The organism is Kaistia adipata DSM 17808 (assembly GCF_000423225.1).
In the GTDB taxonomy this organism is placed as follows: Bacteria; Pseudomonadota; Alphaproteobacteria; order Rhizobiales; family Kaistiaceae; genus Kaistia; species Kaistia adipata.
The window spans coordinates 346,834-372,093 of record NZ_AUHO01000007.1 but is presented as its reverse complement, the minus strand read 5'-3'; the positions used below and the strand labels follow the sequence as shown (position 1 = coordinate 372,093).

30 protein-coding genes and 2 tRNA genes are annotated in these 25,260 nt (G+C 66.9%); 6 read left to right on the top strand and 26 right to left on the bottom strand.

What is annotated here, in order from left to right; genetic code table 11:
* Positions 1-55: 55 nt before the first annotated feature.
* The 6 genes from G539_RS23955 to G539_RS0106715 form a co-directional block, all read right to left on the bottom strand.
* Positions 56-958, bottom strand: coding sequence for an amidohydrolase family protein (locus tag G539_RS23955; protein WP_035830511.1), 903 nt, complete (start codon positions 956-958; stop codon positions 56-58).
* Positions 959-1,002: 44 nt separating this feature from the next.
* The gene (locus G539_RS0106735) at positions 1,003-1,962 is read right to left on the bottom strand and encodes an ABC transporter permease (RefSeq protein WP_029074514.1); all 960 of its coding nucleotides are present in this window, start codon (positions 1,960-1,962) and stop codon (positions 1,003-1,005) included.
* Positions 1,962-2,954, bottom strand: a complete 993-nt coding sequence (locus tag G539_RS0106730) for an ABC transporter permease (protein ID WP_029074513.1) — start codon at positions 2,952-2,954, stop codon at positions 1,962-1,964. The genes G539_RS0106735 and G539_RS0106730 overlap by 1 nt, the downstream gene beginning before the upstream one ends.
* On the bottom strand, positions 2,951-3,691 hold the full coding sequence (locus G539_RS0106725; RefSeq protein WP_029074512.1) for an ATP-binding cassette domain-containing protein: 741 nt from the start codon (positions 3,689-3,691) through the stop codon (positions 2,951-2,953). Before G539_RS0106725 ends, G539_RS0106730 begins: the two co-directional genes overlap by 4 nt.
* Positions 3,684-4,421: an ATP-binding cassette domain-containing protein gene (locus G539_RS0106720; protein ID WP_029074511.1), complete on the bottom strand. Its 738-nt coding sequence runs from the start codon at positions 4,419-4,421 to the stop codon at positions 3,684-3,686. Before G539_RS0106720 ends, G539_RS0106725 begins: the two co-directional genes overlap by 8 nt.
* A gap of 78 nt (positions 4,422-4,499) precedes the next feature.
* Positions 4,500-5,705: a substrate-binding domain-containing protein gene (locus G539_RS0106715; RefSeq protein ID WP_029074510.1), complete on the bottom strand. Its 1,206-nt coding sequence runs from the start codon at positions 5,703-5,705 to the stop codon at positions 4,500-4,502.
* Positions 5,706-6,001: 296 nt separating this feature from the next.
* Between G539_RS0106715 and G539_RS0106710 the strand changes: the two genes are divergently transcribed.
* Positions 6,002-6,349, top strand: a complete 348-nt coding sequence (locus G539_RS0106710; RefSeq protein WP_029074509.1) for a RidA family protein — start codon at positions 6,002-6,004, stop codon at positions 6,347-6,349.
* A 221-nt stretch (positions 6,350-6,570) separates the two neighbouring features.
* Here the strand turns inward: G539_RS0106710 and G539_RS0106705 are convergent, their stop codons facing one another.
* The 5 genes from G539_RS0106705 to G539_RS0106685 all read right to left on the bottom strand — a co-directional run bounded on the left by G539_RS0106705 (position 6,571) and on the right by G539_RS0106685 (position 13,391).
* Entirely contained in the window at positions 6,571-7,707 is a 1,137-nt protein-coding gene (locus tag G539_RS0106705) for an ABC transporter permease (RefSeq protein ID WP_029074508.1), read from the bottom strand.
* A 2-nt stretch (positions 7,708-7,709) separates the two neighbouring features.
* Positions 7,710-10,451, bottom strand: coding sequence for a ribosome-associated ATPase/putative transporter RbbA (gene rbbA / locus G539_RS0106700; RefSeq protein ID WP_029074507.1), 2,742 nt, complete (start codon positions 10,449-10,451; stop codon positions 7,710-7,712).
* Positions 10,448-11,497, bottom strand: coding sequence for an HlyD family secretion protein (locus G539_RS0106695; protein ID WP_029074506.1), 1,050 nt, complete (start codon positions 11,495-11,497; stop codon positions 10,448-10,450). Before G539_RS0106695 ends, rbbA begins: the two co-directional genes overlap by 4 nt.
* A gap of 117 nt (positions 11,498-11,614) precedes the next feature.
* Entirely contained in the window at positions 11,615-12,784 is a 1,170-nt protein-coding gene (locus G539_RS0106690) for an alpha-hydroxy acid oxidase (RefSeq protein ID WP_051231229.1), read from the bottom strand.
* 286 nt (positions 12,785-13,070) lie between these two features.
* Positions 13,071-13,391 (bottom strand): hypothetical protein, encoded by a 321-nt coding sequence (locus G539_RS0106685; protein ID WP_029074504.1) that lies wholly within the window; start codon positions 13,389-13,391, stop codon positions 13,071-13,073.
* A 734-nt stretch (positions 13,392-14,125) separates the two neighbouring features.
* Between G539_RS0106685 and G539_RS0106680 the strand changes: the two genes are divergently transcribed.
* The 3 genes from G539_RS0106680 to G539_RS23950 all read left to right on the top strand — a co-directional run bounded on the left by G539_RS0106680 (position 14,126) and on the right by G539_RS23950 (position 15,405).
* Positions 14,126-14,578: a hypothetical protein gene (locus tag G539_RS0106680; protein WP_156911892.1), complete on the top strand. Its 453-nt coding sequence runs from the start codon at positions 14,126-14,128 to the stop codon at positions 14,576-14,578.
* Positions 14,579-14,602: 24 nt separating this feature from the next.
* Entirely contained in the window at positions 14,603-15,001 is a 399-nt protein-coding gene (locus G539_RS0106675; RefSeq protein ID WP_029074502.1) for a hypothetical protein, read from the top strand.
* A 68-nt stretch (positions 15,002-15,069) separates the two neighbouring features.
* Positions 15,070-15,405, top strand: coding sequence for a hypothetical protein (locus tag G539_RS23950; protein ID WP_156911891.1), 336 nt, complete (start codon positions 15,070-15,072; stop codon positions 15,403-15,405).
* 95 nt (positions 15,406-15,500) lie between these two features.
* Here G539_RS23950 and G539_RS0106665 read toward each other — a convergent pair whose 3' ends face one another.
* The 10 genes from G539_RS0106665 to G539_RS23945 all read right to left on the bottom strand — a co-directional run bounded on the left by G539_RS0106665 (position 15,501) and on the right by G539_RS23945 (position 21,847).
* Positions 15,501-15,752: a hypothetical protein gene (locus G539_RS0106665; RefSeq protein WP_156911890.1), complete on the bottom strand. Its 252-nt coding sequence runs from the start codon at positions 15,750-15,752 to the stop codon at positions 15,501-15,503.
* A 284-nt stretch (positions 15,753-16,036) separates the two neighbouring features.
* Positions 16,037-16,112 (bottom strand) — tRNA-Phe (locus tag G539_RS0106660).
* A 155-nt stretch (positions 16,113-16,267) separates the two neighbouring features.
* Positions 16,268-16,468 (bottom strand): DNA gyrase inhibitor YacG, encoded by a 201-nt coding sequence (gene yacG / locus G539_RS0106655; RefSeq protein ID WP_029074500.1) that lies wholly within the window; start codon positions 16,466-16,468, stop codon positions 16,268-16,270.
* 11 nt (positions 16,469-16,479) lie between these two features.
* The gene (locus G539_RS0106650) at positions 16,480-17,103 is read right to left on the bottom strand and encodes a Maf-like protein (protein ID WP_029074499.1); all 624 of its coding nucleotides are present in this window, start codon (positions 17,101-17,103) and stop codon (positions 16,480-16,482) included.
* A 136-nt stretch (positions 17,104-17,239) separates the two neighbouring features.
* On the bottom strand, positions 17,240-17,719 hold the full coding sequence (locus G539_RS0106645; protein ID WP_245576820.1) for an arsenate reductase ArsC: 480 nt from the start codon (positions 17,717-17,719) through the stop codon (positions 17,240-17,242).
* Positions 17,720-17,721: 2 nt separating this feature from the next.
* Positions 17,722-18,213: a UPF0262 family protein gene (locus tag G539_RS0106640; RefSeq protein ID WP_029074497.1), complete on the bottom strand. Its 492-nt coding sequence runs from the start codon at positions 18,211-18,213 to the stop codon at positions 17,722-17,724.
* 37 nt (positions 18,214-18,250) lie between these two features.
* Positions 18,251-19,543, bottom strand: a complete 1,293-nt coding sequence (gene hisD / locus G539_RS0106635; protein WP_029074496.1) for a histidinol dehydrogenase — start codon at positions 19,541-19,543, stop codon at positions 18,251-18,253.
* 101 nt (positions 19,544-19,644) lie between these two features.
* On the bottom strand, positions 19,645-20,097 hold the full coding sequence (locus G539_RS0106630; protein WP_029074495.1) for a DUF2948 family protein: 453 nt from the start codon (positions 20,095-20,097) through the stop codon (positions 19,645-19,647).
* 87 nt (positions 20,098-20,184) lie between these two features.
* Entirely contained in the window at positions 20,185-21,474 is a 1,290-nt protein-coding gene (gene murA / locus G539_RS0106625) for a UDP-N-acetylglucosamine 1-carboxyvinyltransferase (RefSeq protein ID WP_029074494.1), read from the bottom strand.
* 127 nt (positions 21,475-21,601) lie between these two features.
* The gene (locus tag G539_RS23945; protein WP_156911888.1) at positions 21,602-21,847 is read right to left on the bottom strand and encodes a hypothetical protein; all 246 of its coding nucleotides are present in this window, start codon (positions 21,845-21,847) and stop codon (positions 21,602-21,604) included.
* Positions 21,848-22,376: 529 nt separating this feature from the next.
* On the opposite strand from G539_RS23945, the gene G539_RS0106610 reads away from it, so the two are divergent.
* Positions 22,377-22,451: transfer RNA gene (locus tag G539_RS0106610), tRNA-Thr, on the top strand.
* 142 nt (positions 22,452-22,593) lie between these two features.
* Entirely contained in the window at positions 22,594-23,718 is a 1,125-nt protein-coding gene (locus tag G539_RS27000; protein WP_156911887.1) for a hypothetical protein, read from the top strand.
* A gap of 426 nt (positions 23,719-24,144) precedes the next feature.
* Here G539_RS27000 and G539_RS0106590 read toward each other — a convergent pair whose 3' ends face one another.
* From G539_RS0106590 to G539_RS26995, 5 genes are read right to left on the bottom strand one after another with little or no spacing between them, the layout of a single operon-like run.
* Positions 24,145-24,390 (bottom strand): hypothetical protein, encoded by a 246-nt coding sequence (locus tag G539_RS0106590; protein WP_029074492.1) that lies wholly within the window; start codon positions 24,388-24,390, stop codon positions 24,145-24,147.
* The gene (locus tag G539_RS0106585; protein ID WP_029074491.1) at positions 24,387-24,647 is read right to left on the bottom strand and encodes a hypothetical protein; all 261 of its coding nucleotides are present in this window, start codon (positions 24,645-24,647) and stop codon (positions 24,387-24,389) included. Before G539_RS0106585 ends, G539_RS0106590 begins: the two co-directional genes overlap by 4 nt.
* On the bottom strand, positions 24,644-24,895 hold the full coding sequence (locus G539_RS0106580; protein WP_029074490.1) for a hypothetical protein: 252 nt from the start codon (positions 24,893-24,895) through the stop codon (positions 24,644-24,646). The genes G539_RS0106585 and G539_RS0106580 overlap by 4 nt, the downstream gene beginning before the upstream one ends.
* The gene (locus G539_RS0106575; RefSeq protein WP_029074489.1) at positions 24,892-25,119 is read right to left on the bottom strand and encodes a hypothetical protein; all 228 of its coding nucleotides are present in this window, start codon (positions 25,117-25,119) and stop codon (positions 24,892-24,894) included. The genes G539_RS0106580 and G539_RS0106575 overlap by 4 nt, the downstream gene beginning before the upstream one ends.
* Complete coding sequence (locus tag G539_RS26995; RefSeq protein ID WP_156911885.1) at positions 25,116-25,256, bottom strand: hypothetical protein; 141 nt, start codon at positions 25,254-25,256, stop codon at positions 25,116-25,118. The genes G539_RS0106575 and G539_RS26995 overlap by 4 nt, the downstream gene beginning before the upstream one ends.
* Between the last annotated feature and the right edge of the window lie 4 nt (positions 25,257-25,260).

Genomic DNA, 25,260 nt, shown 5'->3' with positions numbered 1-25,260 from the left:
GTTCGAGCGCCCCTTCACCTCTCCCTGAGGGAGAGGTGAAGGGGCTGCATCCGCTTTACGCCAGCCAGTACCAATGCCGCGCATTGCCAGCGAACAGCGCCGCCTGCTCGTCCGGCGAAAAACCGCGCACCGCCTGCTTGAACACGGCGATCCATTCCGAGAGGCCGATATGCAGGCCGGCGACCGGATGGTCGCTGGCGAAGATCGACCGTTCCGTGCCGAAGGCGTCGATGCAGGCCTGGATCACCTCGGTCAGGCTCGCCGGCGTCCAGTCGGGGTCGTAGGCGACCGGGTCCGAGATCTTGATCGCCACATTGCCCGCGCCGGCCATCAGCGCCAGCCCTTCGCGCCAGCGCCGCATGCCCTCGGCGTCGCGATCCATCGGGCTGCCGCAGTGATTGACCAGGAAACGGATATCCGGAAACGCGTCGGCGAGGCGACGCGCCGTCTCGTGCTGGTGCGGCGAGATCAGGAGATCGAAACTGAAGCCGAGATCGCGGAAGCGCGCGAGGCCGGCGCGCCAGCGCGGATCGTCCATGCGGTCATTGTCCGGCATGCGGCGCTTGGCGGGGTCGGGATGCCAGCTCAGGATCTCACGAATGCCGACGACACGGGGATTCTCCGCGTGCCGGGCGAGCACCGAAGCCGCGTCCGCCTCGGCCAACGCGGCATAGGCGACATAACGGGCAGCAATGCCCTCGCCGCGCGGCAGGCTGTCGAGCCAGGCGCTCTCGCCGGCCGGATCGGCCGGGTCCCAGTTCGCCTCGATGTGGACACTGGCGACGATGTTCTCCGGCCTGGCCAGCGCCTCGTAGTCGGCCGGCAGCACGTTGCGGCGGATCGGCGCCAGTTCGTCGCTGGGGCTGCCCCCGGCGAGCCAGCCATGCTTGCCGAGCCCGAGATCCCAGAAGTGGTGATGGGCATCGATGATCGGCCCGCTATAGAGTTCGCCGGACATTTTTCTTCCAATTCCGAAGGGGTATCGAGGGGGTGCGGTGGCGGTCAGATGGTCGTCCGCACATGGGCGTCACGGCCGTAGAACGACACCAGCACGACGATGACGATTCCGAGCACGGCCTGGACCAGCGAGGGCTGCAGGCCGAGGCCGATCAGGAGCGTGTTGATCTCGGTCAGCACCAGCGCGCCGGCGACCGTGCCGAGATAGGAGCCCCGCCCGCCGACCAGCGCCGTGCCGCCGATGACGACGGCGGCGATGGTCTGGAACAGATAGGGCTGGCCGACCTCGCCATAGGCCGAACCGGTGAAGCCGAGCAGCAGGATGCCGGTGACGGCGGCGAAGACGGCCGAGATGGCGAAGGTGGCCGTCCACATCGCAACCGGGTTGATCAGCGCCAGCGGCGCGGCGCGCGGATTGCTGCCGAGCGCGAACAGCCGCCGGCCATAGGGCGTGCGGGCGAGCGCGACCGTGACGATCGCCGCGAGCGCCACGAAGCACGGCACCAGCCACGGCACCGGCACGGGGCCGACCGAGCCGCCGATCGACACGAACTCCGTCACCGAGGCCGGGGCCGAGCCGGACGGGAAGCCACCAGTCCACAAAAGCACGGAGCCCTGCACGATGGTGCCGATGCCGAGCGTGACGATGAGTGGATGCAGGCCGAGGCCGGACGAGATCAGCCCGTTCAGCCCGCCGATCGCGGCGGCGAGCGCCAGCACGATCCCGCAGACCAGCCAGAAATCCATGCCGCCGCCATAGAGCTGGGCGGTCACGACATTGGCGAAGCCGATGACGAAGGGGATCGAGAGGTCGATGCCGCCGATGATTACCACCAGCGTCTGGCCGATCGAGGCGATGGCGAGCAGCGAGGCGAGCACCAGCATGGCCCGCATCGAGAAGGCGCTCGAATAGCCCTCGATCAGCGCCGTGCCGGCGAGATGCAGCAGGACGGCGACGAGGAGCGCGCCGAGCACGCGCGATTGGTCGGAGCCGAGGCGCAACATCAGCGGCCCTCCCTGGCGCGGCCGAGCCAGCGGTCCTGCAGCGCCGTCAGCACGATGGCAATGACGAGGATGGCGCCATAGGCGATCTGCAGCACGAAGGTCGAGAAGTTGAAGAAGGTCAGCGCGCTCTGCAGCAGGAAGATGTCGATCGCGCCGATCGCCGCGCCGACGAGGCCGCCGCGGCCGCCGGCCAGGCTGACGCCGCCGAGCGCGACGGCGGAGATCGCGATCAGCGTGTAGGTCGGGCCGATCGCCGGGTCGGCGGAGCCGATCAGCGCCGTCATCATCAGCCCGGCGACGCCGGCGAACACGCCGGTGATCACGTAGGACAGGAAGCGCACCAGCGTGACCGGGATGCCGGCCGTATAGGCGGCGCGGTCGTCGCTGCCGACCGCCATCAGGTGGTCGTAGTAGGGCAGCCTGCGAATGAGGAACCAGGCGAGGAAGACGGCGCCGAGCGGCAGGATCGAAAGCGGCCCGCCGAGCGCCTTCAGCCAGACCGGCACGGTGCCGGTCGGCGCCGGCAGGATGGTCAGCGTCGTGCCGACGAGGAGCAGGTAGGTGCCGAGCGTGGCGACGATCGGCTGGATGCGCAGGATGGTGGCGAGGAAGCCGTTCAGCGCGCCGACCGCCGCGCCGATCAGGATCGCCGATCCGACGACGACGAAGGGCGAGGTCAGGCCGAGCTTCTGCACCAGCACGAGCACGACGATGGCGTTGACGAAGCCCATGATCGGACCGACCGAAATGTCGATGCCGCCGCGACCGCCGAGGATCGCCGGCGCCGAGGCGATCGCCGCGCCGATCAGCGGCGCGGCGAGCCCGATCAGCGTGCCCCAGGCGCCCGGCGCGAAGCGGGCCGGGTTGATGGCGATGTTGATCACCAGCAGGATGACGAAGAGCAGCGGCGCGAAGCCGGTCTGGCGCCAGAGCGCCTTCAAGGCCGGCAGGCGGCCGCCCTCGGCGCGGGAAGTGGTCACGGCGGCGGTCATGCGGCCCGTCCGAACATGGTTGCGATGATGCGCTCGGAGGAACGCGCGTCGCCCTCGAGCGGCGCGGCGAGTTCCTGCTCGCGGAAGACCAGAATGCGGTCGCAGAGCACCAGCGCCTCCTCGATCTCGGTCGACAGCACCACCAGAGCCATCCCCTCCTGCGCCAGCTCGCGGAACACGGCATAGAGGACGCGGCGCGTCGCGATGTCGACGCCGCGCGTCGGGTCGTTCAGGAGCAGCACGTCCGGCTTGTGCGCCAGGGCGCGGGCGAGCAGCACCTTCTGCTGGTTGCCGCCGGAAAGCGTGGTGATCGGGTGGCTCGGGTCCGGCGCGACGATGGCGAGGCGCTCGCGATAATAGTCGTAGCGCTTGCGCCGCTCCGCCCGGCTGATCAGGCCGAGCCTGCGGTCGCGGCCGACGGTCGCGATGGCGAAATTGTCGAGGATCGACATCGACGGGAAGATGCCGGTGGCGCGACGGTCGCGCGGCAGGTAGGCGATGCCGCTCGCAACGGCGCGACGGAAGCTGGTGATGGCGTGGCCCGAAAGCGGCGCGCGGACCTCGCCCGTCACGGGCGCGCGGAGGCCGGCCAGCGTCTCGATAAAGGCGTCCTGGCCATGGCCGTCGAGGCCGGCGAGACCAACGATCTCGCCGCGCCGGATCGAGAGATCGAAAGGCGTAGCGCCCGGCTTCAGCGACAGGCCGGAGACCGAAAGCACGGCGGCAACATCAGCCATGATGCAGCTCCCGCGCCGTCTCCGGCGCCATCAGGGCGAGCAGCTCGTCGGGCACCAGCTGGTCCTTCTCGAGCGTCTTCACGACCTGGCCGCTCCGCAGCACGGTGACGCGGTCGGAAAGGCCCGTCACCTCGTCCATGCGATGGGTGATGAAGAGGATCAGGCAGCCCTCCCGCGCCAGCCGGCGCATCAGCGCGAACACCGCCTCGCGGTCGGCGAAATCGAGCGCCGCCGTCACCTCGTCGAGGATCAGCACCCGGGGTTTACGGGTCAGCGCGCGGGCGAGCACGATCAATTGCTGGCCGGCGAGCGGCACCTCACCGGCCGGCTCGTCGAGCGGCACGCGGGTGACAGCGAATTCGGCGAGCACGCTTTCCGCCAGCGCCCGCCGCTCGCCGCGCGGCACGCGGCGGCGGAACAGGCCGTCATAGCCGAGCAGGATGTTGTCGGTGACGCTGCGGTCCGGCGCGATCAGCACTTCCTGGAACACGGTGGCGAAGCCGGCGGCGCGGAAATCGGCGGGATCCCGGCCGACGATCGGCCGGCCCTCGAAGGTGATCGAGCCGCGATCGGGAAGGACTATGCCGGAGAGCAGCTTGACCAGCGTGCTCTTGCCCGAGCCGTTCTCGCCCAGAATGGTATGGATCGTGCCGGATGCGAAGGCGACGTTGGCGCCGTCGAGCGCCACCGTCTCGCCGTAGCGCTTCGAGAGATCCCGGATCTCCAGCATGCATGTTCCCCGATTGGCACCAAAGTCCCCGGCGACCGGTCAGGGCCGCCGGGGTCGAGTGGCTGGAATCTGCGGCGCCTACTTGGCGCAGGGATCCGGCGTCTGCGCGTAGTCGAACAGCGCCGTATGCGCCGGCTTGGCGAAATAGGCGTCCATCAGTTCTTCCGGCATCGGGTCCTGCGGCGCGACCGGGAAGATCGAGACCGCATCCTTGGTCATGCACTCGCGATGCCACTTGCCGAGCTCGTCCGGCTTCACCGCCGGCACCGGGATCATCAGGATGTTGAGCTTCGGCTGCTGGCCCTCCAGCACGCGCACGCCGACGCGGAACAGCGTCTGCGCCGTCCAGGACGGCATCAGCGCGCCGCCGGTGAAGCGGAACGTCTCCGGATTTTCCTTCCAGAAGCCGAGCGCGTCGCCCGAGATCGAGCCGGAGACGACCGGGATCGGCCGTCCGGCCTGCTGGAACGCCTCGGCGACGATGCGCGACTCCGAACCCGAGGTCCAGACGCCGGCGATCGGCTGCGGCGTGGTGGCGAGCACCTGCAGCGTCACCGTCTTGGTGACGTTGGGCGACCAGTTGCCGTTGACGTCGCGGATGACCTTGACCTCCGGCGCCTCGGCGAAGGCCTTGTCGGCGCCGGCGCGCTGCTGGGCCACCAGCGGGCTGCCGGCAATACCCTCGATGCGCAGGACGTTGCCCTTGCCGCCAATGCCGTCGATGACGCCCTTGGCGACGTCATAGCCGAACTTCACGAAATTCGAGTCGACGTTGATGGCGTAGGGGCTGGTGACGGCGCCGGAGCCGGTGACGAACGGAATGCCGGCCTTGAACGCCGCCTCGATCACCTCGTTCAGCGCCGTCGACGAGCCGGCGAAGGAGGTGATGATGCTGCACTTCTTGTCGATGAAGGCACGGATCTGGGCGATCTGCTGGCTGGTGTCGCCGTTCGAATCCGACATCTCGAAATCGGAGATCCAGCCCTTCTCCTTGTAGAGACCGACCAGGCGCTCGAGCTCATGCGTCACCGAAACGCGCCACGGGTTGCCCTGGTAGGACTCCGAGTGGCACCACTTCCACGGCTTCGCCACGGGGGCGAAATTGTCATAGGCCGACGGCTGGATCGTCTCCTCGACGCCAAGATAGAGCGCCTGGACTTCCGGCGGCAGCGTCTTGAAGGCCGCCGGCGGCTCGGCCGCGCTGGCCACGGCCGCGCCGCTCATCAGGGCAGCGGCGCCTGCAGCGGCCGCCAGAGCTGTCTTCATCCTGTGTGCCAGTGTCATCGTGCTGTCTCTCCCTATGAACGGGGCGCGCGCACGCCCCCGCCTTTCCCCTGGCCGCATGGCCACTCCCCGCGATGCCCCTGCCCCGGGGCGCACCGCGTCCGGGCGTTTTGTATTTGAGACATCTCGTTCATATCAGATAGCAAGCAGGATCCCTGTCAACTGGTTTCGGCAGCTGGACGCTGCGTTTCCCGCGACGGGATCATCAATGGTAGCGCGTCCGCGCGGCTTCGACTAACAGGGCGGGATATGGACCCGGCGAGCCCGCCGCGCGCCAGCAGCAAAAGGAGACCGAAGTGGAGATTTCGAGACTGGAACCGGACCTGCGCTGGTGCGAGACCGCCACCCATGACGGCGTCGTGCATGTCGCCGGCCAGGTCGGCCCGGCCGGCACCGACATCGTCACCCAGACGCGCGGCGCGCTGGCCGAGATCGACCGCGTGCTCGCGCTCTCCGGCACCGACAAGTCGCGCCTGCTCTCGGTGACGATCTGGCTCGCCGACATCGCCGATTTCGACGCCATGAACAGCGTCTGGGACGCCTGGGTCGACCCGGCCAATCCGCCGGCGCGCGCGACCGGCCAGATTCCGCTCGCCGACCCGGCCTACACGATCGAGATCACGGCCGTCGCCGCCCTGCCCTGATAGCGCCAGCCTCATTGGGGGGAATCCGGCTTTCAAGGCCGAGCCTCCCAACTCCGCCAGCATCCTGAGGCGCTTCGCGCAAGCGAAGCCTCGAAGGAGGCTCCAGCGAAGCACAGAAGCATTCCCTGGACCCTCCTTCGAGGCCCGGCTTCGCCGGGCACCTCAGGATGATGGGCGAGTTCGACTTCGCCCAGGCCGCGGGCCCAATGATCAGGCCCGCCCTACCCCCTCAGCACCGCGCTGCGGAAGCGGGCGAGCGACACCAGGAAATAGGCCGCTCCGAAGGCCAGGAAGATCAGCAGATACTGCCAGACGAGCGGGAAGCCGCCGCCACGGAACAGCACCGCCTGGGTGAACGACACGAAATGCGGCGTCGTCGTCAGCGACTGCATCACATAGCGCAGCCACACCGGCATGCTCTCCATCGGCGTCGCGCTGCCGGAGAGCAGGTTGAGCACGATCAGCACCGGGATCGCCAGCAGGCCGAACTGCGCCATCGAGGTCGAGAAGGTGGCGACCAGGATGCCCATCGAGGCGATCGACAGCGTGTAGATCGTCGTCCCGAGCAGGAAAAGCGCCACCGAGCCCTGGATCGGCACGCCGAGCAGAAGCTGTACCACGAACACCAGCGACAGCGTCGCCGCCGCCACGATGATCAGGCCGTTGGCCAGGATCTTGGCGAGGACGATCTGGCTGGCGCCGACCGGCATGACGAGGAGATGCTCGACGGTGCCGCGCTCGCGCTCGCGGATCAGCGCGGCACCGGACAGGATCAGCGTCAGCATGGTGACGTTGTTCATCACCTGCATCAGCGCGCCGAACCAGACCGAGTTCAGGTTCGGGTTGAAGGCATTGCGCATCACCAGCCTGACCGGCGCCGTCGTCTCGAGGCCGCCGCCATAGCGGAACTCCGAGATCTCGTTGGCGATCACGTTCTGCAGCACGACCACGCCATTGCCGGCGAAGACCATGGCGGTGGCGTCGATCTCGACCTGCAGCTCGGCCGGCCGGTCGGCCAGCACGTCGCGCTCGAAATTGGGCGGGATGTCGAGGACGAAGACATAGCGCCCCTCGTTCAGCGCGACATCCACGTCGCGTGGCGAGAGCTTCGCCGCCTGCTGGAAGATCGGCGGCTGTATGGCCTCGATGAGCCGCCGGGACAATTGCGAATCGTCCTCGTCGACGACCGCGACGGCCAGGTTCCTGAGTTCCGTCGAGGCGCTGGTCGAGACCGAATAGACCGCCAGCGTGAAGGCGTAGAGCACCAGCACGAGCATGATCGGATCCGCCTTGATGCTGCGGAGTTCCTTGATGAAGAGCTGGAAGAGGCCGGCGGACCAGCGGGGGAACTTGCTCATCATCAGGCGTCCTGTTTGCGCAGCAGCAGCAGCGAGACCACGAAGAACAGCACGCAGAAGCCGCAGAGCGCGAGCACGTTGGGCCACAGATCCGCCCAGCCGAGCCCCTTGGTGAAGGCACCGACGCTGATCGGCTGGTACCAGGCCGGTGGGAACGACAGGCCGAAGGCGCGGCCCGCGCCGGTCAGCGACGAGACCGGAATGATCAGGCCGGAGAAGTTGACGGCCGGAATGATCGAGATGATCGCCGTGGCGACGACCGCCGCCACCTGGGAGCGCGTGAAGGTCGACACCAGCTGGCCGAAGCCGGTCGTGGAGATGATGTAGAGGAAGGTTCCGACCGCGAACAGGCCGAACGAGCCCTTCAACGGCAGCTGGAACAGGTACAGCGCCAGCAGGAACAGGATCACCGAACTCAACAGCGCGACGCCGACATAGGGCAGCTGCTTGCCGAGCAGGAACTCCGCCTTGCTGATCGGCGTCGAGTAGAAATTGGCGATCGAGCCCGTTTCCTTTTCCCGCACGATGCCGATCGCCGCCATGATCGCCGGGATCAGCACCAGCATCAGCATGATGACGCTGGGCACCATCGCGTTGACGCTCTTGAAGGCCTGATTGTAGCGGAAGCGGGTTTCGATCGAGACGCTGGGCACCGCCTGCCCCCTCTGCGCGGCCAGTTCCGAGGCATAGCCGGCGGCAAGGCCGGTCACATAGCCGCGCGCGGTCTCGGCCCGGAAGGGCATGCTGCCGTCGACGGTCACCGCCACCTCGGGCTGGCGCGACGCCATCACGTCGCGTCCGAAGCCGGACGGGATCTCGATCGCGATGTTGACATCGCCGCTCTTCAGCCGGTTCTGCAGCTCGCCTTCGGAGGAAATCTCCGGTTGCTCGCTGAAATAGCGCGAGGCGGAGAAGTTCTCCATCAGCTCCCGGCTTTCCGGCGTCCTGTCCTGGTCATAGACGGCGAAGGTCAGGTTCTCGACGTCGAACGAGATGCCGTAGCCGAAGGTGATCATCAGCAGGACCGGCCCGAGCAGCGCGAAATAGAGCCGGATCTTGTCGCGCAGCAGCTCCATCGTCTCGCGCCGGGCATAGGCCCAGAGACGGCCGGGATCGAAGCGACGGGGGCGAGCCGCCGCCGCGGGCGCTGCGTTCGTCGCCGCCTCCAGCGCCGCCGTTTCCTCGGCCGTCGCCACCGGCGCCTCCTCGGGAATGCCAGAGGCCTCCTTCAAATAGGAGACGAACGCCTCCTCCAGCGTCGCCTTGCCGCGCTGCTCGGCCAGTTCCTGCGGCGCGCCGACGGCGAACACCTTGCCGGCATGCATGAGCGAGATGCGATCGCAACGCGCCGCCTCGTTCATGAAATGGGTGGAGATGAAGATCGTGACGCCGTGATCGCGCGCCAGCGTGATCAGCGTGCGCCAGAACGAGTCGCGCGCCACCGGGTCGACGCCGGAGGTCGGCTCGTCGAGGATCAGGATCGACGGCCGGTGGATCACCGCGACGGCGAGCTGCAGGCGCTGCCGCATGCCGAGCGGCAGGCTGTCGGGAAACGAGTCGGCGACATCGCGAAGGTCATAAGTATCGAGCATCTCGTCGATGCGCGCCGCGATCTCGTCGGCCGGGATGAAGAAGAGATGCGCGTGCAGGTCGAGATTCTGCCGCACCGTCAGCTCGGTATAGAGCGAGAACGACTGCGACATGTAGCCGACGTGCTGCTTGATCTCCAGTTCATTGCCGGCGAGCGACTGGCCGAACAGCTTCGTCCAGCCCTCCGTCGGCGTGATCAGGCCGGTCAGCATCTTCATCGTCGTCGACTTGCCGCAGCCATTCGAGCCGAGGAAGCCGAAGATCTCGCCCTTGGAGATGCGGAAGCTGACATGGTCGACGGCGGTGAAGTCGCCGAAGCGGCAGGTGAGACCCTCCGCCTCGATCGCCGGCACCTCGTCGGGCGTGACGACGCGCGGCGGCACCTCGACGCTCTGGTAGCCCAGTCGCTTCTCCTCCGGCAGGAGGGCGATGAACGCCTCCTCCAGCGTGTCCTTGCCGGCCTTGGCCCGGACCTCGTCGGGCGAGCCCTCGGCGATGACCTTGCCGTCATCCATCGCCGCCAGCCAGTCGAAGCGCTCGGCCTCTTCCATGTAGGCGGTGGCGACGATGACGCTCATCTGCGGCCGGCGGACGCGGATCGTGTCGATCAGGTCCCAGAACTGCTGCCGCGACAGCGGGTCGACGCCGGTCGTCGGCTCGTCGAGGATCAGGAAATCGGGATCATGGATCAGCGCGCAGCAGAGGCTGAGCTTCTGCTTCATGCCGCCTGAAAGCTTGCCGGCCGGGCGATCGGGGAACGGGTCGAGCCCGGTCGCCGTCAGCAGGTCGCGGATGCGCTCCTGCCGCTCGGCCGCGCCCTGGCCGAACAGGCGGGCGAAGAAATCGAGATTCTCGAAGACGGTCAGCGTCGGGTAGAGATTGCGGCCGAGGCCCTGCGGCATGTAGGCGATGCGCGGCGACGCCGCCTCGCGCACGCGCTTCACCGCCATGTCGCCGCCGAGCGTCTCGACATGCCCTGTCTGCAGCCTGCGCACGCCGGCAAGCAGGCCGAGCACCGTCGACTTGCCGACGCCGTCCGGGCCGATCAGGCCGGCCATGCAGCCGGCGGGAATGGCGAGCGTCAGGTCATCGACCGCCAGCCGCTTGCCATAGCGGTGACTGACGCCATCGAGGCGCGCGACGGGTTCCGTCATTGCGGGACATTGACCTTGAGGCCATCGGGCCAGTCGGCATCGACCGAGGTCCGCACGAAGCCGACGCCGCGGACGCCCACCTTGACCTGCTTCTCGTATTTCTGGACCAGGGCGCGCGGGATCTGCAGCTTGACGCGGAACATCAGCTTGTCGCGCTCATCCTTCGTCTCGACGGTCTTCGGCGTGAACTGCGCCTCGCCGGACACGAAGGTGACGGTGGCCGGGATGACATAATCAGGGATCGGATCGAGGATGATGCGCGCCTCGTCGCCGATGGCGATGCCGGCGACATCCTTGGCCGGCAGGTAGATCGACATCGAGATGTCGGAAAGGTCGAGAAGCGTCAGCACGCGGGTGCCGGCGCCGACAACCTCGCCGGCGCGCGCCAGCTCGTACTGGACGCGGCCGCGCCGCGGCGCCACCAGCACCATGTCCTCGATAATCGCGTTGAGGCGCGAAACGTCCGCCTCGGCCGCCTTGATCGAGCTCTCGGCCTGGGCGCGGGCCGCCACCATCGCCTGATAGGCAGCGTTGGCGACGTTCAGCTTGTTCTGCGCCTCGTCGCGCATCTGCGCCGTCGCGTGGCCCTTCTTGAACAGCGCATCGATGCGGTCGAAGCTCGCCTGCGCCAGCGCGCGGTCGCTGTCGCGCTGCGAGATCTGGGCGTCCGCCTCGCTGAGCGCGCTCTCGGCTCGCAGCACCTGCGCCTGCGCGCCGAGCAGCTGGGCGCGATATTCGCGGTCATCGATGCGGGCGACGACCTGCCCCGCCTCGACCGTGTCGCCCTCATGCGCGTCGACCGAGACGAGCCGGCCCGGATACTTGCTGGAGACGTCGATCTCCTGGCCCTCGATGCGGCCGTTCGAGCGGGCGATGCCGGCCGGCAGCGTGTTGCCGCGCAGCTTGTCGATCAGATTCTTTAGCGAGCCTTGCGCCGCCGCCTCCGGCACCCAGGACGAGCCCGGCGCCAGCGCGCCGGACACCAACTCGGCACCGCCAAGCGCCAGGAGCGCGATCAATGCCGTCTTCGGCCAGGAGGGGCGCATCACTCGATACCTCGCAAGTCGCAACCAAGAGTCGATTGCCAGTATCCGTGACCGAACCGCGTTCGTGAAGCCTTGATCTCTCGCAACCGCAACATGCCGAAGCGAGATTGTGCCCGACTAGACGATGAATCGGCTGTTGATCTCGCCGACCGTGGCGGCGCCGGCGATCATCATGGTGCGCGCCAGCTCGGCCTGGAGATGCTGGTAGACGCTTTCGACGCCCGCCGCGCCGCCGAGCGCCAGCCCGTAGAGCACCGGCCGGCCGAGCGCGACGACATTGGCGCCGAGCGCGATCGCCTTGAACACGTCGGTGCCGCGGCGGATGCCGCTGTCCATGATCACCGGCACGCGCCCCTTGACCGCGCCCGCCACCGCCGGCAGCGCCTCGATCGCCGCCGGCACGCCATCGAGCTGGCGGCCACCGTGATTCGAGACCTGGATGCCGTTGACGCCACGCTTGATCGCCTTCTCGGCGACGTCCGGCGCCAGCACGCCCTTCAGGATCAGCGGCAGGTCGGTCGTTTCCTTGATGAAGTCGACATCGTCCCAGCTCAGGCTCGCCTTGAAGCGCGCCGTGCCGCTGTTGACGAGCGGCAGGCTCGGCGGGAAGGCGAAGCCGAGACGGGCCGCCTCGTCCGACGAACCGGGCGCGAAGGCGTCGATGGTGAAGACGATCGCCTTGTAGCCCGATGTCTCCGCCCGCTTGATCAGCTCGCGCGACAGCGCGCGGTCGTCCTGCAGATAGAGCTGGAACCACTTCGGCCCGCTGGAGGCGGCGGCGATCTCCTCGATCGTCTTGTTGGCGGCGGTGCTCACGGTCAACAGCGTGCCGGCAGCCGCCGTGCCGCGCGCCGTGCCGAGTTCGGCCGAGGCATGGACGAGGCCGTGCACGCCCATCGGCGCGGTGATCACCGGCATGGCGAGCGTCTCGCCCATCAGGGTGATCGAGGTATCCGGCGCCTCCTTGCCGACCAGATATTGCGGCCGCAGCTGGATCCGCTCGAACGCGGCCAGATTGTTGCGCAGCGTCACCTCATTGTCGGAACCCGACGAAATATAGGCGAAGGCACCCTTGGGGATGACCTTGGCGGCCTCGGCCTCGAGATCGTTGAGGCTGGCGATCCGGAGCGCGCCCTCGCGGGTCGGCGCCTTGTAGGCGGGCGGCGGCGCGGCGGCTTTCGCCTTGGCCGGACCGGCCGTCGCGGCGGTCGAATGAGCCACGAGCATTCCCGCGCCGGCGACCGCACCCACCTTGACGAAATCGCGCCGCGAGACTTCCGAAGCCATCTTCACCCCATTCCGTGCATCAATCAGACATCCGTCCGACAAAGATAAGCATGCCGAATGAACAGGGTAAGGCGGCGCGGCGTCGAAAAAGCGGCAATTTCCCCGACCATTCGCCCCCGGAAGCCATCCGCCCGCCCGGCCCGCCACCGCCGCGCGCGACAACCGCAAACCGCCCCTGCGTCAGGCGTCGGGCAACAGCCAGGACAAAGGCAAGGGATCGCCGTGCCGCTGGCGCGACGATCCCGACGCCGGCTCCTCCGATGCGAGAGCGGTGGCGCCAGCAGCGCTATCGCCCGGTGATCCGGTGCATGCCGCTCGCATACTGGGCGTCGGCCTGGGCCTGGGTCAGCTTCCCGGCATCGACCTTCCTCGCCAGATCCAGCCGCAGCGCCTGCTGCTGGGCGAGGCCCGGTGAACTCGCCGCGTAGCGGTTCTCCGCGTCGTTGATGCATTTGGCACGAGCCGTCCGGGTGGTGATCCGGCCGCTGTCATAGGCGGCCTGGCAGGCGCTGCGGGCCTGCTCCATTTCACTGTCGGCCATCCGGCTCCGTTGGCTGGTCGTGCAGCCCGCGACGAGCACGGCCAATGCCAGGATCGCTATCCGCATGATTGCCTCCCGTTCCCACCCGCGGCACGCGCGCCACGGCGCATCTCCACAACTAGCAAAGCCGCGCCCGCATTCCCTAGAGCGGACTAGAGCGAATTTTGTTGAATGGAATTTGATTTCCCGTGAACGGACCATGCCCCGATCCGCCATATCGTTCGGAACGAGTTCGTGCATTTCCTTCGACGCTCAGGAATGGCCCGCGACACCAATCACAGCAGGGCGAATCAATAGCTGCGACTGTGTCGGGCGGTTTGATCTTCGCGCCGCAATCAAGGGATGGGGATCAACTTGTCTGCCACGAGGAGGCCAATCGATTGACTCCAGAGCCAGCCCCCTCGCCCGCGAGTGGCCTCGCCTTTTTGCCAAGAGGGCAGTTCGCAGAACACCAGTGCATCCATTGTAGCCTACTTCGCTAACAGCGTGTGCTGAGCAGAGCATCTGCATCGCCTCGTAAACCGAACTGGAAGTTCCTCGCGGACTTTCCCCTGTTCCGGCGCGGCAACTTCGGTGGTGCAACATGAGCCTAGGACATTGCTCCCTGATTCGACCGGCATCCGTCTTCGCTCCAGCCGACGGCCGGGGCGGCCGGGGCGGCCGGGGCGGCCGGGGCGGCCGGGGCGGCCGAGCCAGCTGTAGACGCCTGTGTGAGGCAAGCCAGGAATGCGGGCGGCCCCGATGCCCGCGCCGGAATCGATGTTCTCTCCACGGACTTGAGCGAGGCAGGCCCCTTCATCATGATGCGTGATGCGGGCGGAAACGTCTGGCGCTGCATCCGATATCGCGATGGCACGGTCGGCGAACTCAAGGTGACGAATGCGATAGATGACGGCGGCGGCGGGATGACAGGCAATCCTGCACGGGAGGGCGGCGGCGGCACGACGACCCGGCAGGTGCGTTTCGCCAGCGGCGCATCAAGCGCCACCTATGACGGATCAGTTGCCCAAGGCAACAGCACGTGCTGCGTGCTCGGAGCGCGGAAGGGCCCGTTTCTGACCGTCAGGATCGAGCTAGCCGGACCAGACATCTCGTACCAAATCCTGAATTCCGATCAGTCGCCACTTCTCGACATGATGACTCCAGACAAGACGTACCGTGGCCAGCTCTGGCAGAGCGGCGATCAACTCGTCGAAGTCATCAACAGCGGTGACAGGACCGAGCGGTACAGGATAGACTTCGGCATTGGTTAGCATGCGCATCCGGAGGGTCCGGGCATGAAGCAATCGGGAAGATCGGCCGTCGCGATAGCGACCGTTATGGCCCTCGCCGCCGGAAGCGCTGCTGCGCAGGAATCTCACACCATACGTTTTCCTGCGGGCAGTTCCAGCACGACGGTCAAGGGCGCCCTCAAAGGCGATTCCTATGTCGATTACCGCATCGGGGCCCGGGCTGGTCAATCAATGGATGTGGTCCTGAAACCCGAAACCGTGTTCTTCAACGTGCTGGCGCCGGGTAGCACTGGCGAAGCGATGTTCATCGGCTCGGGGGGCGGCAGCGAGTTTGGCGGAACACTCCCATCGAGCGGCATCTATACGATCCGAGTCTACCAGATGGGCGCCGCTGCAAGCGAAGGAAAGTTCCGCCGTTTCACACTCGAGATCGGAATAGACTGAAAGACCAGCATCGACGAGATGCGACTGGCCGCAATGGCACTAGGACACTGATGACGAGGAGAAAGCGCATGAGAATGATCGTCTTGGCCGTAGCGTTCGCCACGCTCGCGGCCGTGCCTGCACCCGCCCTAGCAGCCAATCAAGACCACATGATCACGGCGTGTCGTGCCTATGCCTCCAAGCATCTGCGCATCAATGCGGACATCATCAATGTCAAGTATGAGGGTCAACGCACTGACGGGACCCATGCCGTCAATGGAAGTGCCGAAACATCGCCTCCCATGACGTTCCAGTGCTCCTTCAACAAGGCGGGCACCCGCATCGTACGCTGGGTGCATGACTCGCCGAAGGGGTGCCCGGCCGACGTGTCGGAAGCCAATCGATATCTCTACCCGGACTGCTAGACGCGCTCCCCCGCGAAGCGGATGCCGATCTGGAGAAGTGGAACTCATAGCGCCCTCGGCCGAAGCCGAACCAGGAGACAAAACTTGACCGGACCTCAGCGTCGCCTCACGGCGGCGTGACGGCACAGAAGCGCCAATATCGCGCCGTTGATGGCCATGGCGATCGCGACGAGGACAAGGTTCCAGAAGACGTTCTCTCCGGCGTAGTCCAGGATGAAGAAGCTCCACGGCGCCGCAACGATCAGTGCATAGACGGCTGAAAGCGGATCCGGCTCCATGCCGAACGCGCCGACAGCGTTGAGCGGAATGATCAGCAGCGCAGCAAGGCCAATCAGTCCATAGATCACCAGCACTATGCGACAGACGCGTGTCATGGACAAACCTCGCGGGCTCTGCGAACTCACGTCAAGACGACCTACCCGGACAGGGCGGATCCGGTCCAGCATCCCCCCTGCTTCAGAGCCCTGCCCAGATCTTAAGGCAGCTCGCGAACTGACCAAACATTTGCGACACGCGATAGGTACCGATGACGGACCCGCACGCCTAACCCGACGAGAAGCGAGAAAGCTCGGCCAGCGACCAAGAACAGCCGTGCCAGACGCAATATCTATGAGTATCAAGCTTGGGCAAATGGTGCCCGGAGGCGGATTCGAACCACCGACACGCGGATTTTCAATCCGCTGCTCTACCAACTGAGCTATCCGGGCCCAGCGAACCGGCCCGGAAAGAGGTGCCGCTCGCGAAGTCAGGGCCTTATAGGCGACCGTTCGAAACGTGTCCAGAGGCGTCGCGCAGAAGATCGCGGCCTGTGAACAACCGGGAGGCCACCCGGCGGCCAGGGCCGCCGGAAGGCCGCGCCGGCTCAGCTTTCCTCGTCGTCGCCGGCGTCGCGCTCGACAACGGGAATCGCATAGGCGCCCGACAGCCAGCGGTGCAGGTCGATGTCCTTGCAGCGCTTCGAGCAGAACGGATAGAAGGCGCGCACCGTCTCCTTGCCGCAATTGGCGCAACGCCTCGGCGCGCGCAGCGGCAGGATCTCGGCGCTCTTGGTCTCGTCGGTCATGGTCTTCCTCGTCAGGCCGGCCCGAGCCAGCCCTTGCGGACGGGGTAGCCCTCCCCGTCGAGCATCGCGATGGTTTCGAAGAGCGGCAGGCCGACCACCGACGTGTAGGAGCCGACCAGCTTGACGACGAAGGTGCCGGCTATGCCCTGGATGGCGTAGCCGCCCGCCTTGTCGCGCCACTCTCCCGAACCGAGATAGGTCTCGATCTCCGGCCTTCCAAGCCGCTTGAAGCGCACCTTGGTCTCGACCAGGCGCTGGCGCACGGCGCCCTTCGGCGTCAGCAGGCAAACCGCCGTGTAGACCCGGTGCGAGCGCCCCGAGAGCAGGCGGATGCAGTCCGCCGCCTGGTCGTGGAACTCGGCCTTGGGCAGGATGCGCCGGCCGACGGCGACGACGGTGTCGGCGGCGAGGATGTAGCTGTCGGCGAAATCGGGCGTGCGCGCAGCCATGGCGCGCGCCGCGTCCGCCTTGCTGCGGGCGAGACGCTTGGCGAGGCTGCGCGGCAGCTCGTTCTTCAGCGGCGTCTCGTCGACCGAGGTCGGCAACAGGCTGTCCGGTTCCAGTCCTGCCTGGGCGAGGAGTTGCAGCCGTCGCGGGCTGCCCGATGCAAGCAGGAGTTTGGGGGGGCCTGTCATTCTACCGTCCGGTCGAGAATCGAAGGAAACGCCGCCTGAACCGCCGGAATTGCGGCGAGCGACGCGCGGCGGAACGTAGCCGAATTGCCCCCTCAAGGGAACAGCGCCGGCATCGCCCCGCCCGGCCCCGCCCGCCCTAGCCGCTCGGCAGCGGCGCCCAGCCGAAGCGCGCCTTGATCCGCGCGCGCAGCTGGTCGCGCACGTCGCGATAGGCGTCGAGGATCTGCTCGCGCGTGCCGGAGACGAGGGTGGGATCGGGCATCGGCCAGTATTCGACCTCCACCGCCATCGTCCGCGTCAGCTCGAGCGCGCGGTGATGCGCCTGCGGCGACAGCGTCACGACGAGATCGAAATTCATGTCCTCGAGGTCTTCGATCGTCTGCGGCCGGTGGCGCGAGAGATCGAGCCCGCTCTCCTCCATGACAACCGGCACGAACGGGTCCGGATCGCCCTTGCGCACCCCGGCCGAGGCGACATAGAGGCGCGGGAACAGCTGGCCGGCGAGCGCCGCCGCCATCGGCGAGCGGATCGCGTTCATGCCGCAGACGAACAGCACGGCGCCCGGTGGCCGCGCGTCGCGGGAGGGAAGCACACCCGGAGCGTCGGCGGCGGCCAAGCTCAGCCTTTCCAGTGCAGGGCGCAGATCAGCGTGAACAGGCGCCGCGCCGTCTCGAAATCGACCAGGATCTTGCCGGCAAGCCGCTGCATCAAGAGGCGCGAGCCATCGTCATGCACGCCGCGCCGGCCCATGTCGATCGTCTCGATCTGGCTCGGCGTCGCGGTACGGATCGCGGCATAGTAGCTGTCGCAGATCAGGAAATAGTCGCGCACGATCTTGCGGAGCGGCGTCAGCGACAGCGCATGCAGGATGAGCGGCGCGTCCGCCTCGTCGCGCACGTCGAAGACCAGCCGGTTCTCGCGGATGGAGAGATGCAGCCGGTAGCGGCTGACCGGATGCTCCGGCAGCGTGAAGCGATTGTCCTCGATCAGGTCGTAGATGGCGATCTTGCGCTCGTGGTCGACATCGGCCGAGGCACGGCCGAGCGTCGCGCCGTCGAGATCGACGGCGACCAGCCGGCCATCGATCTCGGGAGCCGTCGCTTCGGCCATGGTTGGATCCGCTTTCATCGATCGGCGGCCGATCCTGCTACAGATTGAGACGGATCGCCACCGAGCGGGCATGCGCGCCGAGGCCCTCGGCCTCGGCCAGCGCGATCGCCGCCGGACCGAGAACGCGCAGCTGCTCCGGACCGGTGCGCAGGATCGAGGTGCGCTTCATGAAATCGAGCACCGAGAGGCCGGACGAGAACCGCGCCGAACGCGCCGTCGGCAGCACGTGGTTGGAACCGCCGACATAGTCGCCGATTACCTCGGGCGTGGTGCGGCCGACGAAGATGGCGCCGGCGTTGCGCACCTTTTCGACCAGCGGCTCCGGGTCGGCGACGGCGATTTCGAGATGCTCCGGCGCGATCCGGTCGGAGAGCGGCACGGCGTCGTCGAGCGACGAGACCACGATGACGGCGCCGTAGTCGCGCCAACTCGCCGCGGCCGTTTCGCCACGCGGGAGCGTCTTCAACTGGCGCTCGACCGCCTGCTCGACCGCATCGGCGAGCTTCGCATCGTCGGTCATCAGGATCGACTGCGCGGCGGTGTCGTGTTCGGCCTGGGCGAGCAGATCGGCGGCGATCCAGTCCGGATCATTGTCGCCATCGGCGATCACCAGCACCTCGGACGGGCCGGCGATCATGTCGATGCCGACCGTGCCGAAGACCTGGCGTTTCGCCGCCGCGACATAGGCGTTGCCCGGGCCGACGATCTTGTAGACCGGCTTGATCGTCTCGGTGCCATAGGCGAGCGCCGCCACCGCCTGCGCGCCGCCGATGCGGTAGAGCTCGTCGACGCCGGCGAGGCGCGCGGCGACCAGCACCAGCGGATTGATGACGCCGTCCGGCGTCGGCACCACCATGACAAGGCGATCGACACCGGCCACCTTGGCGGGAACCGCGTTCATCAGGACGGAGCTCGGATAGGACGCGGTGCCGCCGGGCACATAGAGGCCCACAGCCTCGATCGCCGTCCAGCGCGAGCCGAGCTCGACGCCGAGCGCGTCGGTGTAGCGGTCGTCTGCCGGCTTCTGGCGCGCATGGTGCGAACGAATGCGATCGCGCGCCAGCACCAGCGCGGCGCGGGTCCTCTCGTCGACGGCCTTCTCCGCCGCCTCGAACTCCGCCTCCGGGACGCGCAGCGCCCCGGCCTCGAGCGTCATCCGGTCGAACCGCGCCGTGTAGTCGAGCACGGCGGCGTCGCCGCGATGGCGGACATCGGCGAGGATGCCGCGCACCGTGGCGTCGACATCCTCCGACACCTCGCGCTTCGCCGCCAGGAGCGCGCGGAAACGGGTCTCGAAATCGGAATCGGTTTGGGACAGGCGAATGGCCAAGACGTCGGCTCCTCAGATAAGAGCGACGTCTCTAGCGCGGTTCGGGCGGAGGGGAAAGGCCGCAAGGAAGCGCAGGCAGCCTTCCGGATGATCCAGCGCCGTCAGGCGGTCTCGTCGAGCTTGTGCTCGGGACAACACTGGGTGGCCCAGGCGGGGCCGAGGTCGCGCACGGCCGCCTCGATGCACTCGACCTCGAGCGCGATGGCGCCGCCGCCGGCGAAGATCAGCGTGACCGTGCCGGCGGGCTCATCCTTTGCCTCGAAGGCGATGGCGAGGAGATCGAGCACGGCGTCGGGACGGCTGCGGTCGATGCCCGTCGAGCGCACGGACAGCACGCGGTCGAAATGGAAGCCCGAACGACGACGCTCCCAGTTCTTCTTGGCGGCGCTGCCCTGGGGCTGCTTTTCCCAGACGAAGCGATTGATGACGCCGGCGAAGCGCTTTTCCTTCGGAATGAAGGCGATATCGCCAACCTTCAGCACCGCGTCCTGTACATGCGCGGAGACGACGGCGAGGTCCTCGGCGTCGAACGCGGCTAGTCTAAGCTGATCCATGGGAGCACCTGTCGGCCTGTTCTACTTGATCCGACAGGTAGTCACTGTGTGGCCGCTCCGCAACAGCCCGCGTGTGCAAAGCCACCCTCAGCCGGAAATCCGCTCGATGGTGGCGCCGCAGCGCGACAGCTTGTCCTCGAGGCGCTCGAAGCCGCGATCGAGGTGGTAGACGCGGTTGACGATCGTCTCGCCCTCGGCGACGAGGCCGGCGATGACGAGCGACACCGAGGCGCGCAGGTCCGTCGCCATCACCGGCGCGCCCTTCAGGCGCGGCACACCGACGACGGTGGCGTTCTGGCCGTCCAAATGGATCTCGGCGCCGAAGCGGGCGAGCTCCTGCACGTGCATGAAGCGGTTCTCGAAGATGGTCTCGCGAATCACCGAGGTGCCCTCGGCGCGCGTCACCAGCGCCATCAGCTGCGCCTGCAGATCGGTCGGGAAGCCGGGGAACGGCTCGGTCGTGATGTTGACCGGCTTCAGGTCGGCGCCGTTGCGGTAGACGCGCAGGCCCTCGTTGGTCTCGGTGATCTCGGCGCCCACTTCGCGCAGGATCTCGATCGGCCGCTTCAGGTCGTCGGCGCGCGCGCCTTCCAGCAGCACGTCGCCGCCGGTCATGGTCACGGCCATGGCGTAGGTGCCGGCCTCGATGCGGTCGGGCATGACCGAATGGCGCGCGCCGTTCAGGCGGGAGACGCCCTCGATGCGGATGGTCGAGGTGCCGGCGCCGGTGATCTTCGCGCCCATCTTGATCAGGCACTCGGCGAGGTCGACGACCTCCGGCTCGCGCGCCGCGTTCTCGATTGTAGTCTCGCCCTTGGCGAGCGTCGCCGCCATCAGCGTGACGTGGGTGGCGCCGACGGACACCTTCGGGAATCTGATCTTGGCGCCGTGCAGCCCGTTCGGGGCGCGGGCGATGACATAGCCGCCCTCGATGTCGATCTCGGCGCCGAGCGCCTGCAGCGCGTCGAGGAAAAGATCCACCGGACGCGTGCCGATGGCGCAGCCGCCGGGCAGCGACACCTTGGCGAAGCCCTCGCGGGCGACGAGCGGGCCGATGACCCAGAAGCTGGCGCGCATGGCCGAGACCAGCTCGTAGGGCGCGGTCGTGTCGACGATGGTGCGCGCCGTCAGATGCACGGTCTCGCCGGAGAGCTCGGCCTCGCCGAGGCGCTTGCCGGCGACCGTCATGTCGACGCCGTGATTGCCGAGGATGCGCTTCAGCTGCGCCACGTCGGCGAGACGCGGCAGGTTGGCGAGGATCAGCGTCTCGTCGGTCAGGAGGCTCGCGATCATCAGCGGCAGGGCTGCGTTCTTGGCGCCGGAGATCGGGATCGTGCCGTTCAGACGCGCGCCACCGACGATGCGGATTCTGTCCATGAGCAGCCAAGCCTTTCGAAGCGAAGGTAATGAGCAGCGGCGAGCGTCGACGAGCGTGCCCCACCCCGGATTTCAGTCGCTCTAATGCAGGATTGCGGCCGATACAAGGAAAAGCCGGCGCAGGGCCTCACGCCTCGGCGTCGTCATCGCCCGCCGGGCCTGCCGTCTGGCGCTGCGCGCGCGTCGCGGCCTTGCGACGGGCGAGATTGGCGCGAAGCGCCGCCGCCAGCCGATCCTCCTGCGCCGCGCGGGCGGCGCGGGTCGAGGCCTTGCTGCCGGGCGGGTCCGCCGGCGGCTGGCTTTTTTCGCCCGGCCGCTCGGATTCGGGCGCCGACGCGGCGGGGTTGTCGGGCTTCAGCGGGGGATTGGTCATCGTCGTCACGGTTTTCGTTCACGCGGCGGCCCTGCGAAGGCGGGCCGGATCGGCGCCAGCATAGACGCTCGCCGCCATCCCGTCTTCCGTCTGCAGCACGACCGCCCACAGCGGCCAGGAACCTCCCGGCCTGCCCGCTTGCCTTTCAAGAGAGACGGATGCCTCGCGTTGAGAAAACGCGGATAGACGCGGGGGCCGAAGCGTTCCGCGCGTCAATCCCGATGAACGACTTTCGTGCTAGCGCGTCGCCGCCCTGCCTCCCCGCCTCCCCTTCGTGGCGAGACCTCGCCCCCTCGCCGGTCTTGCGCCCTTGCCGCTGTGGCCGCGCGCGTCGGCACCGGCTTCTTGGCCGAGTCTCCACGGGGTCCGAAACGCCCCGGATTTCGAGCCGGCGAGCGCTCGTCCGGCGCTCGTGGCGCGGCCGACTTATCCCCGTTCACGCGAAAGGCTGGGAAACTTCGCCGAGCGGCTTGATCCCGCCGCATCGCTGTGGCAGAAGACCGCCATTCCGGGGCGCACCCCCGCCGGCGCTGCAGTAGCTCAGTGGTAGAGCACTCCCTTGGTAAGGGAGAGGTCGAGAGTTCAATCCTCTCTTGCAGCACCATCACATCTCAAAAAATCATGTATTTTCAATGAGATGCTGATACAGCCATCCACCCAATCCACCTCGCAGTCCACCTATTTAGTGCCGCTACCGGACCGAATGAGGCGCGCTCGGTTTCATAGGCGGGTTCACGAGCGAGCGAATGATCTGGAGCCGAGAGAAGCTATACCTCGAAGTCTGGCAGTCGCCGATGACGCGGCTCGCTGCCAGTGTTGGAGTCACGAGCGCCCGGCTTAAGCAGATTTGCGTCAACGCCGACATCCCCCTGCCGCCGCTAGGATATTGGAACAAGATTGCTGCGGGCAAACCCGTCCCCGACCGACCGCCGCTTGGGCCATCCAAGAAGAATGTCGAGAGAGTCCAATTCCTCCCCCCCAACCGCCCAAGCGAAGAGGCTATCCCCCACACACATAGGGAAGCCATTGCCTCCGAGGTTAGTTCAGCCTCTGTCGCTTCAGTATTGCGGAAGCCGCATCCGTTGATCGCCCGTCTGCGCGACGATGTGGACTTTCGACTGCAGCACATTGGGACGGTATCCAACGGATCAATGGCCGAAGTCGTCTGCGTCCGGCAGTTAACTGCCACCGATCAGCGTCGACTTCGAATTCTTGACGCCCTGTTCAAACAGCTTCTCCAACGCGGCTGGGAGATCAAGCTGGCAGCAACACGCCACTTCGCCGCGGTCTACGACGGCGGCCAGATTGCCTTTAGACTGAACGAGAGGCTTCGGCAGGAGTTCGTTGATAATCCTCCGCCCACCGACGAGCTCTATCGCCGGCTATGGCAGCCCAAGCATCAAGTGTTCCATCGGACGGGGAGGTTAGCATTCGAAATCACAACGTATGGGATAGGACCGCGCTCTAGGTGGGAGGACGCCACCGCGATACGAATTGAAGACTGCTTCCCGGAAATTGTGGCTGCCTTCCTGCTCGGGAGGCTCATCAAGCAAAAAGAGGAGCAAAGCCGAGAGGCCAGAGCCAATCGGATAGCGGAAGCCACTCAAAGGCGAGAAGCCGCTCGCATCGAGACCGAGCGCGAGATGGCTCGATGGAATGCTCTAATCGAAGCAGCCACCAACCGGCGCCAGGCCGAAGTAGTGCGCTCCTTTATCGATGACTTGGCGGCCAGGATCCACGAAGGAAGCAAGCCGATAGAAGGCAAGCCAGCCTCTGAGTGGCTTGAGTGGGCGCGCAAATGCGTGGAGGATTTGGACCCGCTGAAAGACGGCGCAATCGCCGCGATCCAGCGTATTGTCGCCAAAGGTTAGCAGGCCTCAACCGCAACCTCTCGGTCGCTATCGCTGCCGGCCGCCCAAGGGATCTGCGTGCAGGTGCAGTCCCTGGCCCGTCCCCGCGAAGATGGATGTCGCTCCGGCGCCCCGAGTGACGGCTCGGCGTCGTCATCCTCGCAGCCCTCTTCGGGCTCGCAGTCGGCGTCGCCGTCCATCCAGTCTAGGATGGCCAGCAGTCGCGCCAGGTCGCGCTCGGTGTCAGCGAGCAGGGTAGCCAGCCGCTCAGCCTCCAGTTCAAGGGCGCCCCGCGCGGGAGGGAGAGCGAATTTCTGATGGTCAGGTCGAATGCTCATCGGCGTAGCTCCCTGGTTATCGGCGCCAATCCAAGGGCGCGCTCTTCGGCATCGAGCAGCTTGAACGCCACTCGGAAAAGGATGCGGAGGCAAAGAAGGCGCAGGAGGCTCATTGCACCATCCCCCTGCGGATCAGCTCGGCCTTCAGGGCCTTTCTGTCTGCCTTCCGGTCTCGGTCAAAGGTATCGGCGAGTGCCGCAGTCGTCGCGGGCGGCTCGAACTTCGGCCCGGTGTGGAACGCCGTTAGGAAGCCCGGCGCACCGTCCGGCCAGAACCCCAGATGCAGGCTCATGGAGTGGCCCGCGGCGGTGGTCGCGTCGATATATGCGGCGGCTCTCGCGCGGGCGGTGCTCATGCCTTCACCACCTTCCGCTCGCGCTCGCCGAGCATGTAGGCCTGGAACAGGTCGCGCAGGGCAACCGCCTTGTCCGAGGCGACCGCCGTCATGGCAAGCCGCGCGTCGACCTGGCCGGGTGTCATGGCGAAGTGCAGGAATCCATCCGCGCGACGGTCGGGCTCTGTCAGGCTGGCTTCTACCAGCTCGGCCAAAGCCATGACGACCGACATCGTTTCATGGATCGCGGTTTCAATGTCGAGCTTGCTGACGGTCATGCTGCAGCCCTCTCGGCCGAGACGTTGCGAGGCCTCACCTCGCAGGCGCTAAGGGCGGCCTCGAAATCCCGCGTCATCGCAACGCTCATGTCGCGGGCGATGATCAGAAGCGCGCAGATCCGCGTCATGTCGCCGACGCTGGCCGGGTAATTCACGTTCATCAGGTTCTCGACGGTCGTGTCGAGGAGCTGGGCAAGGTTGTGCACTTTGGCATCGATGTCGTCGAAGGTCGGGGCCGCGGTGCTCATGCTGCACCCCGCATGGTCTGCAGGCGCTGTTCCAGCTCGTTCTGGATCTCGGCGAGCTTGTGCTCGGCGACATAGAGAACGATCCGAATAGCCTCCTGGTCCTGCGGCTCGTCCAGCGCCTCGGCGGCCATCCAGGCGGCGCGGATGTAGTGGCCGAGGTCGTTGGCGGCGTCTGCGAGATTGAGGTCAGTCATGCGGCCGGCGGCTGGCTTGCGAGCGGTCATGTCGGCGTCTCCTCGTGGCGGATGCACAGCAGGACGACGACCAGCACGACGGCGACGCGCTGCTGCCGGAAGCCCGGCTCGATGGCGTCGGGCTCGATGATCCGAGGCCTAGGACTGACGGGGACGACGGTAGTCATGGTG